Source organism: Virgibacillus carmonensis, assembly GCF_057836705.1.
In genome coordinates this window covers 56,341-74,707 of sequence record NZ_JBYQFJ010000007.1, presented here as the reverse complement: position 1 = coordinate 74,707, position 18,367 = coordinate 56,341, and the positions used below count along the sequence as shown (strand labels likewise).

Sequence of the window (18,367 nt, the reverse complement as noted above, 5' to 3'; positions counted from 1 at the left end):
GGCTGATGCAATCACGCATCAGCCTTTTTGTCTTATTCAGTCAACCCATCAATTGATATAGTCTCCACAATTCCAGTACCATTATCACGAATATTTGCCTCTAACTGCACGTTATCTCCTGCCTTCAAGAATAGTGCAAGGGGAGCTTTCCCAGCAGTTATCGTATAAATAGTTTTATCTCCTTTTAATAAAAACTGAACAATCTGCCCACTGTTTTGAGTCGTAACTAACACACGATTTACTTCGCCAGAACGCTTTTGTAAAGGAGCTTCGCCTGAAGAGGATACATTACTTGGATCCTGTAGTAACTGCAGGCGATATGCTTCAAGTGTTTCACGTGCTGTGTCACCAAAAACGACGAAATCAGAATCGGATGCTTTGATATAAGCATACTTTTTAAAGAGTCCGTTTGGATCGAGGACATTCACAATCCAAGTAGGGTTACCATCAATGTTATATAAAACCGGCATGGATCCTTTCCAGTTCTTCTCAGGAAATTCCTTATCTACAATTTCCTTTGCTCCTGTGCTATCCATTATGCCGCTATTCTTCTTACTATTGTAATAGGTTAGCTCACCAGTGCGAGCATTTATTAATGTGTAACCTAGAGCAGAGTCAATATTTTCTTTTGGTGATGTCATATCAGTAAAATAAAACATGTCACCATTTTCATTGAAAATCGGTGTAACACTGCTTTCCGTTCCAGATTCATTTGGTATCTTGACATCTTTCTTTCCAAAAATGGAGTTTAGCCAACCATGGACATACTTACCAAAGTATTCATTTACATCAGTAGCCATTTCCGAGCTTACAGATCCGTCTACAAAATCTGGTGCTTCACTAGTAGCGTAAAGCTGTACATCACCTTCTACTGGATCTACAATCGCAACCTTCAAATCTTGAAGGTCTGGTTTACTTGTTATTCCAATTGGTTTATACAACGTCTGGACATACCAAGGCTTACCATCTTTATCCACTTCTATTTGAGCTTCACCACTTCGAATGTAACTTGGGTATGCACCATAAATAACTCGTTCGATATTTTTATTAAAATAGCTTGAATTTGTATATTCCATTTTACTTTCAACAAATTCGGGTTGTGCATTAACGTTTGTTGCGGAAATAGTGAAATAGCCTTGTGTTTCTTTACCACGGAACCATTTCCAAAAGCTGGTAAACTCAACTGGTCCGACAAATACAACATCATCTTCTAACTTTTGTACTTGTAATTTACCTAAATCGTAAAATTGAGTGTTCGGAATAACACTCATTGATTTTTGCGTCTTATTTCGTGCAAACTCAGGGGATACGGTAATTGGAGTATCATCCTTACTTAACGGTTTTGCCTCTTCGACCTCATTTTGGCTAATAGACTCATAAGAGTTATCTAACGTGAAAATTCCTAGTACGAAAATGGTTGGAATTGCTAGAACTGCTAGAACTATTACTAAACCTAATGCCGCCTCATAAGGACCGCTACGCTTATTCTTTCCTGGTGTTTGCGTCATTCCATATAACAAAAAGATTCCAATAATTGCTATCACAAGATTTGCAATGATCATATTGGGAATGGTTATTGGTAATAAAATAACATAGTTTACGATACTTGCAATAATGAACAATCCGACAAAGATGAATGCCGCCAGTTGTGCTGTTAATTTTCTTTTTTTCTTAATCTTATTTTTAACAATAAGAATGATCGATAAGGTCGCATACAAAATCAATGATAAAATTGCAGTCAGTAAAATTCCTGTCATGATAATTATTTCACTCCTAATATAATAGTTTCCAGGTGTATGTACGTATGACAGTCATAAATAGTTTCAATGAAGTCATCTAAACCATTTCATTATTTTTTCATTTCCATTAAACTGGTAATAGCAAAAAAAAGTAAGTGGGGTCATACGAATGAAAAAAATATATAGCGATATGTTGCAATTTAGAGGAAGTCATTATGATTTTGGCTTTAAACAAGGCGAGGAACTGAAGGATTCGCTCATCATCAAAAATAGACGGAAACAATGGAAGACGCGTAAAGCTCGTTTTATTATAAATGAAAAATCCGTGAAAGAGGCTTTTACCCCATATGCTCCAGCTATATGGGATGAACTTGTTGGGCTTCGAGATGCATTAGAATGGCCCATAGACGAGGTTTTGAAAGAATTTGGCGGTTATCGATTAGAATATGTACGTTCTGGCTGTTCTATTTTCACGGGCAGGGATTACATGATCAGAAATTACGATTATCATCCAAGGACATATGAAGGTCGATATATGATTTACCAACCAACAGATGATGGATATGCCGTGATAGGGCCATCTCAACGTATCACAGGTCGTATGGATGGAATGAACGAAAGAGGGCTGGTCCTTGGGTATAATTTCATGCATCGGAAAAGACCTGGCGATGGTTTTATTTGTAATATGATTGGACGTATCATTTTAGAACGTTGTGCAACTGTGAAAGAGGCGATAAGCATGTTAAAAGAAATCCCTCACCGCCATTCTTTCAGTTATACGGTATTAGATGAAAATGAAGAAACATTTGTTGTAGAGGCTACACCACGCGGGGTAGAGGCTTACCAATCAAACGTTTGTACAAATCATTTTGAAGTTTTAGAACATGAAAATCGACATCACTTAGATGATTCGTATAGAAGAATGCATGCAATTAACGCACAAAAGGGTACTATTTCAGATGGGTATGAGGCGTTTCGTATGATGAATGACTTGGATAAAGGTGTATTTTCCAATGATTATCAAAATTGGTCTGGAACAATCCATACATCTGGTTATTTTCCAAAAGAAAGAAAGGTATGGTTTGCACTCGGTGGCGATCAGGAACCAGTTGTTTTTGACTTTGCAAAGTGGCTCGCAGGTGAAAGGATTTCCACTAAACGTATAATGGGTGAAGTTGACACTGATTTGCCGTTTGCTCATATGGATTGATTGAAAGTATTAGACTACAAAATGGCTGGTAATCACGATGACTTTTGTTACTAACGTCAGACAAAATATGGAATACTAGAAAAAGTAAAAGGGAACAAATGAAGTTTGAAGAAAAATTAATTGGCATGCTTGATCAAATCACCGAATAAACTAGATGACCATGGTCAAGCTCTTGGTGGACAGATCTTAAACTGGACGAGCACAGTCAAGTTTTAACAGCTTTAAGATCTCGCCAGGATATTAGTAAATCAGATATACAACAAATTAAAACACAATGGGTATGTAAAGAGTACCCCTCAAACAGATGCATATCCATTTTTTGCTGAAACTTGACCCCAGTACTACAAATAGAATCATCTCCCTCTGTTAATCTTTCTGCTAAATTAAATAATATCTGCATTACAATCAATCTGACTACAGTATAATTAAAAGGGTTCAAGTAGAAAGGTGGCAATAATTTGTTAGGAATTGAACTTACACAAGAATCTTTACTAGCATTATTAAAGATCATTGCAATTGATATTGTACTCTCTGGTGACAATGCTATTGTTATTGCCATGGCGACTAGAGGATTACCTAAAAAACAGCAAAATAAAGCGATTGCTATTGGTACTGCTGGAGCGGTTATATTACGGATCTTTTTTGCCATTTTAATTGTTTATTTATTACAAATTCCATTCGTTCATTTGATAGGCGGATTACTATTGTTATGGATTGCATACCATGTATTAGTAGATGATGCGCCAGATGCAGACATTAAATCATCAGGAACCATGGCTAAAGCTGTAGGGACGATTATTATGGCAGATGCTGTTATGAGCCTTGATAATGTAGTAGCTGTTGCAGGAGCTGCACATGGTCATATCGGAATGATCGCAATTGGTGTGGCAATTAGTATCCCAATCATGATTTTTGGATCAAAACTAATTGTTCGGGTAATGGACAAATACACGTGGATTGCCTATGTTGGTGCAGGTATTCTAGCATGGACAGCAGGTGAAATGATAACGGGTGATGAGGTGGTTATTGATTGGTTAAACATTAATCACGGACTATCCATGTATGCGATTGTAGCAGGTCTTACAGTTGCTGTATTATTAATTGGTTATGTAAGAAATAAGAAAACAGCATAGAAAATTACGAAAGAGAGAAGCTGAAATTGGTAGCTTCTCTCCTTTGATAATTTTATACAAAGAAGATTTTCTAATATATGTTTAACTAGTAGGGTATAATGGGAAAATGACAGAAGATATATTTTAAATTAAAATTAGTATGATTTAACTTTAGGAGGCTATTAAATGAATCTCTTTCAAGTAAGAAAAGGACAATTTGTTTACTACAACAACGAATTGCATAAGGTTTATTCCGTCAAAGCCATGTTTAAAAAGTCTGTTCACTTATATCGGTTAAAGGACATGCAACAAGTATTATCTAAAGCTAGTGATATCCAATTATATAAACCCAGACATTTGGACTCGTTTATCTTTTATGGAAAAAGGTATACCATCGATCAAAATAAACTTCCAGAAGCAGGAGATTACATTTTAATTGTAAAACCTGCACCAGATTTTCTTGATCATTACTCGTTGAATGAAATTGAAAAAGTGGATAATGTAGAAGATGGTAATGTTGTAACCACAAGAGATAATGGGGTTAAGCATAGCGAATATGTTCTGTTAGTTCCAGGTAAATTGGAGAATTTTCATGAGATTGCTTACTTAGATACAAACTTAGTATCAACTATGCAACAGGCAGATGATGAAGCATTAGGAGATATGTCAGCCTCTAATCCCGAAGTAAAGCCCGTTGTTGGTGATATATACTTGGATATTCAAAACAAAACAAAAGCTATGATCGTTGCTATGACAGAAGAGGAAGCAACGTTTGGTCATGGTGTGCAAGTTCATGTAAGTGAATTAATTGATGAGGACAAATTTACAATCATCTATCGATCTGAAGAAGATTTATAAAAAAGGTGCCCCTGAAAAGAAAAAATTTCAGGAGCGCTTTTTTAAGAGCAAGGAAAAATTATATGTTTCGCCGTTTGTCTGTCTAGCTTCAGCGCCTAGCCTCCTCGAGGTTTTAGATATATCAGAATGAGTGTTGATATCCCTGACCGAGGCGCTTGCGCTCTTCTTAATTTATAATGCTTTATAACCGATTATATTAATTGGGTCTTTAGGTGATGAGTATGGAGGGGAATAAGCAAGCTCCAACTCTGCCAATTCTGTTACACTGATTCCACCTTTAATAGCGGTAGCTAAAACTGCTAACCGTTTATCAACGCCATCTTCGCCGATAACTTGAGCTCCGAGTATTTTTTGGTTAGTTTTATCAAACAATACTTTGATACAAACTTTTTCAGCTCCAGGATAATATCCTGCATGTGATAACGCTTCATGTGTAATTTCCTGGTATGCGATTTCAAGTTGATCAAGCGAGGAGGCGTTGTGACCTGTAACAGCTACACTCAAGTCAAATACTTTAAATATTGCTGAGCCAAGTGTTCCTAGGTATGGCGTTTTCTCCCCCTTAAGATAGTTCGCGATAATAAAAGCTTGGCGATGCGCAGGCCAGGCGAGTGCTATATGTCGTGGAGTTTGCGTTGAATAATCAGGTGTTTCAACAGCATCTCCCAGGGCAAAAATGTTTGAGTCATTCGTCTGCATAAATTCATTTACGGCAATTGCTCCTGTTTCACCAATTTGGAGTTTTGCCTCGCTTGCCAATTTAGTGTTTGGCGCAATTCCAACAGCTAAAATTGTCATGTCAGCCTGCAAACTTTTTCCGCTAGAAAGATGTAATGTCTTCCCCGAATTCGTAAACGATTCCATCCCTTCATTGAGGATAAGGTTTACACCCTTTGCTTTGAGATGATCTTGAATCATTGTAGCCATGTCAGGATCAACAAGCTTCATTACCTGCTTAGAACGATCTATCAGTGTACAATCCAGTCCAAGCTTGCGTAGATTTTCAACCATCTCCAGACCAATAAACCCGGCTCCAACGATAGCGCAGGTTTTCGGTTTGTTTTTAGCGATATAAGCATGAATAGCATCCATATCTGGTATGGTGTGCAGTGTGAATGTGACGTCGTTATTCAATCCATCCAAATCCGGAACCGATGCATGTGCACCTGGTGCGAGGATTAATGTATCATAAGTTTTTTGGTGTTCGTTATCTTTAGCTCGGTATGTAATTTCTTTTTTCTCTCGGTTAATTTGAACAACCTCAGAATTAAGGTTTAATTTAACTTTATATTTTTCAGCGAAGTCATTTGAATCCCGAAGTAATTGATCCCGTTTATCAACAATGCCGCCAATGTAATAAGGCATTCCGCAATTTGAGAAAGCAATGTGCTCGCCTTTATCAAAAAGAATAATTTCAGATTCTGGGTCCATACGCCTAATTTGAGCAGCAACTGTTGCTCCTCCGCCAACTCCGCCAACAATAACTATTTTATTTCCCATATGACACGCTCCTTTTAATCTCTTTATTAGTGTACCCGTTTGTACCTGAAAATAAGCAAATTAAAAAGCACTGTAAACCAGTACTTTTTAAGTAAGAATTTATAATATGCCCAGTGACCCTAGGAAAACAATTATGATGGTTATCGGTACAACCCACTTCATAAGCTGAAACCATAGTTGATACCAGCTGGTTGATAGGTTGCTACTAAGAGAAAATTCTTGTTTCATTAGTTCTTTATTCATTTGGAATCCAATAAAGAGTGAAATTAATAAACAACCACCGGGTAACAATATGTTACTAACTAGAAAATCACTAGCGTCAAAAACAGTTAAACCAAATAGCTTGAAGTTTGCTAAAGTACTCGATGATAATGCTGCAGGAATACCCGCAAGGAAGATAACAAACCCTGCAACGGCTGCGACCTTTTTACGTGAACGGTCTTTTTTAGCTGTAAATGCTGATGTAATAATCTCAAGCATACTAAACGATGAAGTTAAAATCGCAAATAGAAACAGTAACAAAAACAAACTTAAAAAGATTTCACCGAAAGGCATTTGAGCAAATGCTTCTGGCAACACCATGAATAGTAGACCTGGTCCCTCAGTTGGTTCCAATCCAAACGAAAATACTACAGGAAATATAGCTAGTCCAGCTAATAGTGATACAAGAATATTCATAATGGAAACAGATCCAGCTGACATTGGTAAGCTAACATCTTTTCCTAAGTAAGAGCTGTATGTAACCATGACAGAGAATCCAACAGCTAGTGAGAAAAAGGACTGCCCCAAGGCATATAGCACGTTTTCTCCGGTTATCTTAGAAAAGTCTGGCTGAAGGAAGAAACGTAATCCTTCCATGGATCCTTCAAAAGTTACGGCTCGAATAACTAATATTATAAAAAAGACAAATAGTAATGGCATTAAAATTTTACTTGTTTTTTCAATTCCATCTTTGATTCCAAATGAAACAACAATGACATTAATTAAAATAAATACGGCAAGACCAATTATTGTAATAAGCGGATTTCCTGTTATTGATCCAAAAAGTGCCTCATAGTTGGCACCCTGTTTAATAATCATTCCAGGAATCGACATAAGACAATAGATGAGAACCCATCCACCTACAACACTATAAAAAGACATGAGTAAGAAGGATCCAAACACACCCCACTTGCCTATAATGGACCAGCCACTTTTTGGAGCAAGTATTTTATAAGCACTAATCGCTTCCTTTTGAGCACCACGCCCGATAATGAATTCAGCAATCAATAAAGGTAAACCAATCACGATCGTGAAGCCAATGAAAAGTAAAAAGAAGGCGCCACCACCATTCATTCCTGTCATATATGGAAATTTCCATATTGCTCCGAGACCGATTGCTGCTCCAGCTGATGCTAAAATAAATCCAAATTTTGATGACCACTGATCTTGTTTCTTGCTCATACTTGACCTCCTTTTGTTTAATATTTTCATTAAAAATACCACGTTCTTACGGTCAAACACAAGACTAAGCAAGAACATGGTGAATTATAACTATATTTTTGTGCGGATATCCCAAAGTTCTGGGAAGAAATAGTGATCCAAAACTTTTTTTAAATAACCAACACCAGAAGATCCCCCCGTGCCAATTTTGTGACCAATAATTCGCTCCACTGTTTTCATATGACGGAAGCGCCATTGTTGAAACGAGTCTTCCACATCAACAAGCTTTTCAGCAAGCTGGTAAAGTTCCCAATTGTCATCAACATTTTTATAAACTTCAAGCCAAGCATTCTCGACTGATTCATCTTTTGTATAAGTTTCCGAAAAATCACGGTCTAAGACTTCTTTGTCTATGTCGAAGCCGTTTCGTGCAAGTGCTTGAATCGCCACATCATAAAGTCCTGGTTTATTGTATGCATCTTCTAGTATTGCATGTAATTCAGGGTCCTTTTTATAGATGTTTAATATAAAGTGTGTTTTATAACCAAGAACAAATTCAACTAGACGGTATTGATACGATTGAAAACCTGACGCATTTCCTAGCTTATCGCGAAATTCCATGTATTCTGCTGGTGTAAGGGTTGAAAGAACATCCCATGCCTGGATAATTTGTGTTTGAGTTTTAGATACACGGGCTAGCATTTTAAAGGAAGACTGAAGATCATCCCGCTTGATTGCTTCTACAGCAGCCTTTGTTTCATGAATGATTAGCTTCAGCCATAATTCACTGACTTGGTGAATGATAATAAACAACATTTCATCATGGTGATTTGATAGGCGTTTTTGACTTGATAATAGTGTATCTAATTGTAAGTAATCACCATAAGTCATTTTCTCGATGAAATCAGTATGAATACCTTTTTCTTCTTTAAATGAGTCATTCTCATGTTTGTCTGACAAAATGATTATCTCCTTTTTTATAGTGGTCTTAATACTGCACGGACAGGACTACCATCTGACCCTTTTATCGCAAGTGGTAAAGCTATTAATTCATAGTTTCCTTGTTCGATTTTATCCAGTATTAGATTCTCTAGAATATTAACTCCATTCTTATAAAGGGCATGGTGAGTTGGTAAATCCTTGCTATCAAGAGAGTCAACAGATGGCATATTTACACCAAGTAGTTTTACTCCTTTGTCTGCTAATAAATCAGCTATTCTTGGATCAAGCGTAGGAATCTTTTCTGGAAAACGTGTTGGATCGTTTGGGTGGGAAGTTTTCAATAATAGACGTTTTATCCCATCAAACGAAAAGTTGGCAAGTGTTTCCACAGTGACTTCATCTACATAACTTACATCTATTACCATTGCCTCACCGACATATAAATTCACATCCAACTGATCAATCGTTTGACCATTATCATCAAAATGAAAGGGTGCGTCAACATGTGTACCAGTATGCACACTGGTAGTTACTTGGCCAATGTTTACCGAACCAGACTCCTTTTTCGCAACTGTAAGCGAATAGGAAAAGGCTGTATCCTCAGGCCAGTGTGCTATATCATTTGTCAAAGGTTGTGAAATATCTATCCATTCGTGTGACATTAAGCTATTACACCTCGTTTGTTTTCATATTTTTTATACCGTTCATCCTTCATGATTGTCTTTAAAATCATGACTGTTTCCCAAACCTCTTCAAATGTGTTGTATAAAGCTACTGGTGCAAGACGTATTCCGTTTGGTGTTCGGAAGTCTGGGATTACTTTATCGGCCTTTAATGCTTTACAGATCCGAGCAGCCTCTTCATGTTCAAGGAAAATGTGGCCACCACGTGTTGCATCATCTTTCGGATTTGCGATCGTGAAGTGGTAGTCACTTAATTCCGATTCGATAAGCTCCATCATATATTTTGTTAAATGCAATGACTTTTTTCGGACACGGTCAATGCCAGCTTCTTGGAAAACTTTCAACGAGCCAAGAAGGGGTGCTGCGCTTAGTACATGAGGAGTTCCAATTTGATATGCACCAGCACTTTCAGCTGGAGTGAGCGTATGGGACATATCAAATTGTTTTTCTTTTGATGAACTGAACCAACCTGCTAGGCCTGGTTCATTTCCAAAATGTTTCCTATTAACATATAATCCTGCAACACTTCCTGGTCCTCCATTAAGGTGCTTATAATTACACCAAAATGCAAAGTCAACTCCCCATTCGGATAATTGGTGGGGAATGGACCCAATGGAATGGCATAAATCAAATCCAATCACTATTCCGCGCTTGTGTGCCTCTTTAGTCAGTGTTTGCATGTCCAAGATTTGTCCACTTCGATAAAGGACACCAGGAAGCATGATTAAAGCCACATCGTCAGTCATTGCTTCGATGATATCATCAGTCTTGAGTTTGTTTCCATCTTTACTTTGCACTTGGACAAGATGTTCACTCGGGTCATACCCTTTTATTTTCAGTTGGCTTTTTAATGCATAGATATCAGATGGGAAATTTAGTGCATCCGCCAAAATTTTTGTTTTCTTACCATTCGGCTTAAAAAAGGTTGACACAAGCTGATGGAGATTGGTCGTCGTTGATCCTGTTACGATAACCTCTTCCATAGTAGCACCAACTAAAGGTGCGGTCATTTCACCAAGTTTTTCAGAGAGATAGAACCACGGCTGCACACCTTCAGTCCAGCCATCAATTGCGTGCTTTTTCCAAGAATTTAATAATGTTTCTAGTGATTCTTCTGCTTGTTTTGATAGCAGGCCTAACGAGTTTCCATCAAAATAAATAGTTTCATTTGGAATGTAGAATTCATCCCTAAATGAATTTAAATCATCTTGTTCATCTAAAAACTGTGCATATGTTTTTTCTGTATTCAAATCAAAGCACCTCATTTCGATAGTTACTTAAACTATATATTTTCAAAGATGAAGTGTCAAAAGACGGTCGTAATAGAAAGTTTTTCACAGTATAAAAGAGGAATTTTTTAAATAGATATAGAATACCAAGAATAATTTAATTTTAGGGAGGGCTGGAGTGAAGTTGAAGATTGCGGTTCACATTTAAAAAAATAGAACCTGAGGAGGACTACCATGGAGAATACGATTTGGTCGTTAGTACCACCGTTGTTAGCAATAATCATGGTGTTATTGACAAGGCGGGTATTGTTATCACTTGGTGTTGGGATTATTGCTGCGGCGCTCTTCATTGAAAGTTTTGATGTAATCGGATCACTTGGCTTAATTTGGGAAGCATTTAAAGGAGTTTTTGTTGCAGAAGGTGCATTAAATCAATGGAATGTATTCATCCTATTGTTTGTTTTAATGCTAGGTATTCTGACAGCTTTCGTAAGTATGATGGGAGGCACAAGAGCCTTCGGTGAATGGATGATTACCCGCGTGAAATCACGTGCTGGTGCTCAAGTTATGACAGCACTATTAGGGGTTATTGTGTTTGTCGACGATTACTTTAACAGCTTAACGGTTGGACAAGTGGCTAGACCAGTCACAGATAAACATCGCGTATCCCGAGCGAAATTATCGTATATTGTAGACTCTACTTCAGCACCTGTTTGTGTTATTGCACCTGTTTCTAGTTGGGGCGCTTATATCATTGGAATAATTGGTACTGTGTTTGCAACAAATAATATCACGGAATACAGTGCATTTGGTGCGTTTATTCAAATCATTCCGATGAACTTTTACGTATGGGCCGCTTTAGGAGTAGTGTTTGTAATAGCCATTAAACAATCAGACTTTGGACCAATGAAAAAGCACGAAGACCTAGCAATTGAAACCGGGCAGGTTATGAGTTCAGAAAGTAAGGAGAAAATCGATACGTCATCAAATTTACCAACGAGTAAAGTAGGTCGAATTAGTGATTTAGTTGCTCCAATTATAGTACTATTTGTCGCAACACTCGGGTTTATCTATTGGACGGGGCTTAAGGCAGTTGAAGAAGAAGCTACATTAATTAATATATTTGGAAGTGCGGATGTACCAAAGTCTCTTGTTTACGGTGGTTTAACAGGTTTATTGGTGACTTTTACTTTGTTTTTCCGTCATCTGAGAAGTAGAAATTTAACTGGTAAGCATTTCGGATTAGGTTTATGGGAAGGTACTAAGTCAATGATACCTGGTTTTTCCATTCTAATTTTCGCGTGGGCAATTGTTACATTAATTGGCGAACTTGGAACCGGAACATATTTGGCTGGCGTTGTAGAATCTTCAAATCTAAGTATTATGTTATTGCCATTCATCGTATTTATAATGGCTGGATTTATAGCATTTTCTACAGGAACCTCTTGGGGGTCGTTTGGGATACTACTTCCAATAGCAGGTGAAATCGCGGCATCTACAGATATAACACTACTTCTTCCAATGCTTGCAGCAGTTTTAGCTGGTGCTGTATTTGGTGATCATTGTTCACCAATTTCTGATACGACAATTTTATCGTCAACGGGTTCAAATTGTGATCATATGGACCATGTGACAACACAGATACCATATGCGCTTTTGGCGGCAGGTCTTGCAGGACTTGGATATTTAGTACTAGGAATTGTCGGTAACGTATGGATCGGACTTGCGGTAGTGTTACTGGGTTTAGTTGTTTTATTTTTCACATTAAAGAAACCAGAAAAAGTTTCTGAGGTTGAAGAAAGCATTGCCAAATAAGCAGATCTATAAGATGAATTAAAATTTTTATATTATAAACAATTGCAAATTTTAAATCATTGATTTATACTGATAGTATAAACATGGAATGCTGTTTCATTTAATGAAATAGGGGGAAGAATGATGACGTTCGTTTCTGAAAAAATAAATACCCTACCACCTTATTTGTTTTCAGAATTTCAACAAAAGAAGAAGGCACTCATGAAAAAGGGTGTGGATGTCATCGATCTTGGTATTGGAGCACCTGATTTACCTACACCAGATTTTGTAATTGATAGACTGGTGGAAGAGGTAAGAAATCCGTTAAACCACCGTTATTCAACTTATAGCGGTACACAGGAATATAGGCAATCGGTCGCTGATTTTTATAAAAGTCGTTATGCAGTTGATCTTGATCCCGACACAGAAGTCTTGGCACTAATAGGATCCAAAGAAGGGATTGCCAATATGGTGCAAGCGGTGATTAATCCAGGGGACACGGTGTTAATTCCAAATCCAGGATATCCAGTGTATCGCACAGCTGTACATTTGGCTGGTGGAAATAGTGTAGAGTTGCGACTGGATGAATCGAATGGATACCAGCCATTGTTTGATCAAGTTTCAAAAAAGGATTACGAATCAGCTAAGCTTATGCTATTAAATTATCCAAGTAATCCAACAGCATCTAGTGTAAGCCTTGATGTTTTTTTGAAAGCGGTATCATATGCGAAAAGTAATAACATAATTGTAGCGAATGATGCTGCATATGACCTGGTAACTTTTAATGGCTACAAAGCACCTAGTATCCTGCAAGCACTGGGAGCAAAAGATTATGCAGTAGAATTTGGGTCGTTATCAAAGAGTTTTAATATGACTGGATGGCGTATTGGCTATCTTGTAGGGAACAAAGCAGTAATTAAAGCACTTTCAACCTTAAAAAGTAATATCGATACAAGTCAATTTCTCCCTATTCAGTTGGCAGCAGCAACAGCGTTGAAAAGTGATTTAAAAGCAGTTGAGAAGAATAATAAGATATACCAAGAACGAATGGAAAAACTACACGAAGCATTAAACAAAGTAGGGTTGGAAGCTGAAAAACCTAAAGGGACTATATTTCTATGGGCAAAAGTTCCAAAAGGATATACATCCGCTTCATTTGCTAACCAGATGCTTGACAGAGCAGGCGTTATTGTCACGCCTGGCTCTGCATTTGGAACAGCGGGGGAAGGCTATATCCGTATTTCGTTATCTGTCACAACTGATCGATTAGGTGAGGTAATTAAGCGAATCAAAAGCATGTCTTGGCAGTAAAGAAAGTATATCCATATTTCTTTCTGCATAAGTGCAACTAAGGCATTCGCCCAAAGGCTTGGCGAATGCCAGTTTTCTAAGGATGAGGTGAATTAAATTGGTTGTAAACACATCTTTGCAAAAGAAAGTCAAAATGACGGCAGCACAAGCAATTGTTACATGTATGAAGTTAGAAGATATAAAACATGTATTTTGTGTACCCGGTGAAAGCTATTTGCCACTACTCGATGCTTTGCATGATGCGGAACCGATTGAAGTTATTTCGACAAGGCATGAAGGTGGTGCCTCTTTTATGGCAGAGGGGTATGCAAAAGCAACGCTCAATCCTGGAGTGGTTATGGCAACTCGAGGTGTTGGTGCAGCAAATTTATCAATTGGTGTGCACACAGCCTATCAGGATTCCACCCCTATGGTTGTATTCTTGGGTCAGGTACATAGTAAGTTTAGGGGGAGAGAAGGCTTTCAAGAAGTTGATTTAGATCAATATTTCGGTCACATTGCAAAATGGGCTGTCGAAGTGAATGATCCAGAGCGTATGCCGGAACTTGTCCAACGTGCTTTTCGTATCGCTCAAACTGGAAGGCCGGGACCTGTAATCGTTTCATTACCAGAAAATGTACTTCCGGCTCAAGCGGAAATGTCTTTTGGACCACCGACTGTTAAGCCGAAACCTGCCCCTTCAACAGAAGAGGTAATGCGGGTAGAGAGCATGTTAAGCAAAGCAACAAATCCGTTAATTGTTGCAGGAGGTGGAGTTAAATCTTCTAAGGCGGAAGAACGACTAGTAGCCTTTGCCGAAAAGTTTTCTATACCGGTAATAGCTGCTTTTAGAAGGCATGATGTTTTTCCAAATAACCACGCCTTATATTGTGGGCATTTAGGGTTAGGAACAAGTAATGAAGTCTTACAAACCGTAAAGGAAGCAGATATCATACTAGCTTTTGGAACTAGATTATCTGAGGTAACAACACAGGATTATAAGATTATAACGCCAGACAAAAAGTTGATTCATATTGATATAAACTATGAAACACTTGGAAAGGTTTATGCCCCTGACATCGGTATCTTGGCTGATAGCGGAGAGGCACTCTCAAAACTATCTGAATTATCGTTTGCAGGTTCATGGGCAGCTTGGGCAACTGAAAGAAGAGCAGCCTATCAGCAGGTTAGTAAGCTAACTGTAACAAGTAATGATGTGATCAATAAACAAATCATGGCTTTGTTAGAAAAAAGGTTACCAAAAGATGCGGTTTTTACAAATGACGCGGGTAACTTTGCAGGATGGCTTCATTCCTTTTATCCATTTACAAAACCAAACACCTATGTTGGACCTACATCGGGAGCGATGGGTTATGGGATGCCGGCAGCACTGGGTGTTCAACTTGCAGATCGCAGTAAAACCGTTGTTTCTCTATCAGGTGATGGTGGATTTATGATGACAGTACAGGAACTTGAGACCGCTGTTAGATATCAGATACCAGTAATAAGTCTTGTATTTAATAATAATATGTATGGAACCATCCGAATGCATCAAGAGATTCATTATCCAGAAAAAGTAATTGCTACTAACTTAGGTGACGTTTCTTTTAGTAAGCTAGCAAACAGTGTTGGCGCAGATGGTTATACCGTTTGGACACTTAGTGAATTTGAAAAGGCGCTCGACAAAGCGCTTCATAATCAAGGCCCAACTGTAATAGAAATAATAACAGATGGAGAAAACATCTCGGTCTCTTCAACGATACAACAATTGAGAGATCGCACGGAAAAGTAATCTATTAACCTATATAGATAATAATTTTTAGGAGGTATTCATCATGGTAGAAACACTATTATCAGTAAAAAAGCTAGCAAACTATATCGGTGGAGAATGGATTGAGGCGAAAGGGGAAACCATCCCTGTTATTAATCCAGCAACAGGAGAAACTGTTGTAGAAGTTCCGCTTTCGGACGCATCTAGTGTTGATGATGCAGTGAAGGCAGCCAAAAAGGCACAAAAGGAATGGGCACTAGTTCCGGCACCAATGCGGGCTGAAGTTTTATACCGTGTAGGAAGCATTATGAAAGAGCGGAAAGAACGCCTTTCCCAATTATTAACAATGGAAAACGGAAAAGTAATCGAGGAAGCCCGTGGAGAAGTCCAAGAGGGAATTGATATGGCATTTTATATGGCGGGTGAAGGTCGCCGAATGTTTGGGCAAACGACACCAGCAGAGTTAAAGGATAAGTTTGCAATGAGTGTTCGTGCACCAATCGGAGTAGTTGGGTTAATAACCCCGTGGAATTTTCCAATTGCAATCGCAACGTGGAAGTCATTCCCAGCAATTGTGGCAGGGAACGGTGTAGTTTGGAAGCCTGCAACAGAAACACCGATTATGGCTTTTGAGCTCGCAAAGATTTTTGAAGAAGCGGGATTACCTAAAGGTGTAGTAAACGTCGTATTTGGTTCAGGTTCGACTGTAGGAAATGCAATGGTCAACCACGATGGAATACGAGTTATTTCGTTTACAGGATCCAATGATACAGGGCGTAAAATTGCTGCGCAATGTGGTCAGCAACTGAAAAAGGTTTCCCTTGAAATGGGTGGTAAGAATGCAGTTATTGTCATGGATGATGCAGATTTAACGTTAGCTGTAGAAGGTATTCTTTGGAGTGCTTTTGGAACAAGCGGTCAGCGATGTACAGCGTGCAGCCGAGTAATTGTCCATGAGAAGGTCAAGGATGAATTAGAAATCAGGCTACTCGAGGAAATGAAAAAACTATCAATTGGCAATGGTTTAGATGAATCTATTAAAGTAGGTCCTATTATTAATAAGGCTGGGATAGATAAAATTAAAAAGTATATGGAAATTGGTCGAGAAGAAGGCGCTGAATTACTAGCAGGTGGCTATGTAATGGACGAAGGAGAGCATCAAAAGGGAAATTATTTTGCCCCAACGTTATTTTCAAACGTTAAACCTGATATGCGAATTGCATATGAAGAAATATTCGGTCCTGTAGTTTCATTGATCCCAGTTAAAAGCTTTGATGAAGCAGTTGAAGTTAACAATAGTGTGGAATATGGACTTTCTAGTTCTATTTTTACTAATGATGTAAATCAAGTGTTTAAAGCGCAGCGTGACCTAGACACAGGTATTGTCTATGTAAATGCAGGAACAACTGGAGCAGAGATTCATTTACCATTCGGTGGTACAAAAGGAACTGGGAACGGGCACCGTGACTCTGGCGTTCAAGCATTAGATGTATTTACTGAATGGAAAGCGGTTTACGTTGATTACAGTGGGAAATTGCAGCGCGCTCAAATCGACGTGGAATAGATAGAAAAATAATTTTCAAATCTTACACAGGGAGTGATTTGGATGAAGATAGGTGTACTTGGTTCCGGTTTAATGGGGAAAGAAGCTGCTCGCGATTTAACGATGAATGAGGGGGTAACTGCTGTTGGTTTAGCAGATATTGATATCAAGCGTGCTCAGGCAGTTTGTGATCAACTAGATTCCACGAAATTAACGGCTTACCAGGTAAATGCGAGTGACATCGCAGACCTTGCAGATTACATGAGCCAATTTGATGTGATTATAAATGCATTGTTTTATTCGTTCAATGAAATTGTTGCAAAGACTGCTATCCAAGTTGGCGTTAGTTCCGTTGACTTGGGTGGTCACATTGGTCATATGACTGATAAAGTTCTCGCGCTACAAGAAGAAGCAAAAGCAGCGGGTGTCACATTAATTCCTGATTTAGGTGTTGCGCCGGGAATGATCAACATCTTATCAGGCCATGGGGCCGGACAGCTTGATAAATTAACATCTATCCAGTTATTTGTTGGAGGAATTCCTGTTCGACCTGAACCACCTTTTGAGTACAATCACGTATTTTCGATGGAAGGTGTGTTTGATCATTATACAGATCCATCGCTGATTGTTCGAAATGGTATCAAGCAAGAGGTTGAATCATTGACTGAAGTAGAAACGGTTCACTTTGAAAAATTTGGTCCACTAGAGGCATTTCATACATCAGGAGGTACATCCACCTTATCACTCTCATATCCAGATATTGACACACTAGAATACAAAACCATTCGTTACCCAGGTCATGCTGAGAAGTTTAAACTATTAGTGGATTTAAACCTTACTCGAATGGATTATGAAGTAGAATTGAATGGGCAAAAAATAAGCCCTCGAGAAGTATTATTAAAAGTACTTGATCCAATCGTGGATTTAAAAGATAAAGATGACGCTGTTCTCTTACGGGTAAAAGTTTCTGGTGAAAAAGACGGCATTCCAACCACTTTTGATTATGAAATGACAACATTTAAAGATCGCGATAATAATGTAACTGCTATGGCCCGGGCCACAGCCAACACCATATCTGTAGTAGCACAAATGATTGGAAATGGTACAATTGCCAAACCAGGTGTTTATCCGCCAGAACAAATTGTTCCAGGCGATAAATACATCAAGGAAATGGCTAAGCGTGGTGTCAAAATCCATGAATCAAACAATACCAAAACACATGTGAATATATAACAAAGCGTATACGTGTCGTGTGAAATGGATGAGCGTTGATA

General features: G+C 38.3%; 14 protein-coding genes. 8 read left to right on the top strand and 6 right to left on the bottom strand.

Going from position 1 to position 18,367, the window contains the following annotated elements:
- Positions 1-32: 32 nt before the first annotated feature.
- Positions 33-1,757, bottom strand: a complete 1,725-nt coding sequence (locus tag AC3G7N_RS07635; protein WP_489421552.1) for a DNA-binding protein — start codon at positions 1,755-1,757, stop codon at positions 33-35.
- Between the two features lie 151 nt (positions 1,758-1,908).
- Between AC3G7N_RS07635 and AC3G7N_RS07630 the strand changes: the two genes are divergently transcribed.
- The 3 genes from AC3G7N_RS07630 (at position 1,909) to AC3G7N_RS07620 (ending at position 4,919) form a co-directional block, all read left to right on the top strand.
- Positions 1,909-2,949: a C45 family autoproteolytic acyltransferase/hydrolase gene (locus AC3G7N_RS07630; protein WP_489421551.1), complete on the top strand. Its 1,041-nt coding sequence runs from the start codon at positions 1,909-1,911 to the stop codon at positions 2,947-2,949.
- 467 nt (positions 2,950-3,416) lie between these two features.
- The gene (locus AC3G7N_RS07625; RefSeq protein ID WP_489421655.1) at positions 3,417-4,082 is read left to right on the top strand and encodes a TerC family protein; all 666 of its coding nucleotides are present in this window, start codon (positions 3,417-3,419) and stop codon (positions 4,080-4,082) included.
- A gap of 165 nt (positions 4,083-4,247) precedes the next feature.
- Positions 4,248-4,919: a hypothetical protein gene (locus tag AC3G7N_RS07620; RefSeq protein ID WP_489421550.1), complete on the top strand. Its 672-nt coding sequence runs from the start codon at positions 4,248-4,250 to the stop codon at positions 4,917-4,919.
- Between the two features lie 171 nt (positions 4,920-5,090).
- On the opposite strand, the gene AC3G7N_RS07615 is transcribed toward AC3G7N_RS07620, so the two are convergent.
- The 5 genes from AC3G7N_RS07615 to kynU all read right to left on the bottom strand — a co-directional run bounded on the left by AC3G7N_RS07615 (position 5,091) and on the right by kynU (position 10,731).
- Positions 5,091-6,419 carry a CoA-disulfide reductase gene (locus AC3G7N_RS07615; RefSeq protein WP_489421549.1) on the bottom strand — a complete coding sequence of 443 codons (1,329 nt, stop codon included), beginning with the start codon at positions 6,417-6,419 and terminating at the stop codon, positions 5,091-5,093.
- A 99-nt stretch (positions 6,420-6,518) separates the two neighbouring features.
- Entirely contained in the window at positions 6,519-7,862 is a 1,344-nt protein-coding gene (locus AC3G7N_RS07610) for a sodium-dependent transporter (RefSeq protein ID WP_489421548.1), read from the bottom strand.
- Between the two features lie 90 nt (positions 7,863-7,952).
- The gene (gene kynA, locus AC3G7N_RS07605; protein ID WP_489421547.1) at positions 7,953-8,801 is read right to left on the bottom strand and encodes a tryptophan 2,3-dioxygenase; all 849 of its coding nucleotides are present in this window, start codon (positions 8,799-8,801) and stop codon (positions 7,953-7,955) included.
- Between the two features lie 17 nt (positions 8,802-8,818).
- Positions 8,819-9,445: an arylformamidase gene (kynB, locus tag AC3G7N_RS07600; protein ID WP_489421546.1), complete on the bottom strand. Its 627-nt coding sequence runs from the start codon at positions 9,443-9,445 to the stop codon at positions 8,819-8,821.
- Positions 9,445-10,731: a kynureninase gene (kynU, locus tag AC3G7N_RS07595; protein WP_489421545.1), complete on the bottom strand. Its 1,287-nt coding sequence runs from the start codon at positions 10,729-10,731 to the stop codon at positions 9,445-9,447. Before kynU ends, kynB begins: the two co-directional genes overlap by 1 nt.
- Before the next feature lie 198 nt (positions 10,732-10,929).
- Here kynU and AC3G7N_RS07590 point away from each other — a divergent pair, with 198 nt between their 5' ends.
- From AC3G7N_RS07590 to AC3G7N_RS07570, 5 genes are all read left to right on the top strand, one after another.
- Positions 10,930-12,510, top strand: a complete 1,581-nt coding sequence (locus tag AC3G7N_RS07590) for a Na+/H+ antiporter NhaC family protein (RefSeq protein WP_489421544.1) — start codon at positions 10,930-10,932, stop codon at positions 12,508-12,510.
- 123 nt (positions 12,511-12,633) lie between these two features.
- A complete protein-coding gene (locus AC3G7N_RS07585) occupies positions 12,634-13,800 on the top strand; it encodes an LL-diaminopimelate aminotransferase (protein WP_489421543.1) in 1,167 nt (388 codons plus the stop codon).
- A gap of 133 nt (positions 13,801-13,933) precedes the next feature.
- Positions 13,934-15,571 carry a thiamine pyrophosphate-dependent enzyme gene (locus tag AC3G7N_RS07580; RefSeq protein WP_489421654.1) on the top strand — a complete coding sequence of 546 codons (1,638 nt, stop codon included), beginning with the start codon at positions 13,934-13,936 and terminating at the stop codon, positions 15,569-15,571.
- Between the two features lie 43 nt (positions 15,572-15,614).
- The gene (locus tag AC3G7N_RS07575) at positions 15,615-17,114 is read left to right on the top strand and encodes an aldehyde dehydrogenase family protein (protein WP_489421542.1); all 1,500 of its coding nucleotides are present in this window, start codon (positions 15,615-15,617) and stop codon (positions 17,112-17,114) included.
- Between the two features lie 42 nt (positions 17,115-17,156).
- On the top strand, positions 17,157-18,326 hold the full coding sequence (locus AC3G7N_RS07570) for a saccharopine dehydrogenase family protein (protein ID WP_489421541.1): 1,170 nt from the start codon (positions 17,157-17,159) through the stop codon (positions 18,324-18,326).
- The last annotated feature ends 41 nt before the right edge of the window (positions 18,327-18,367 follow it).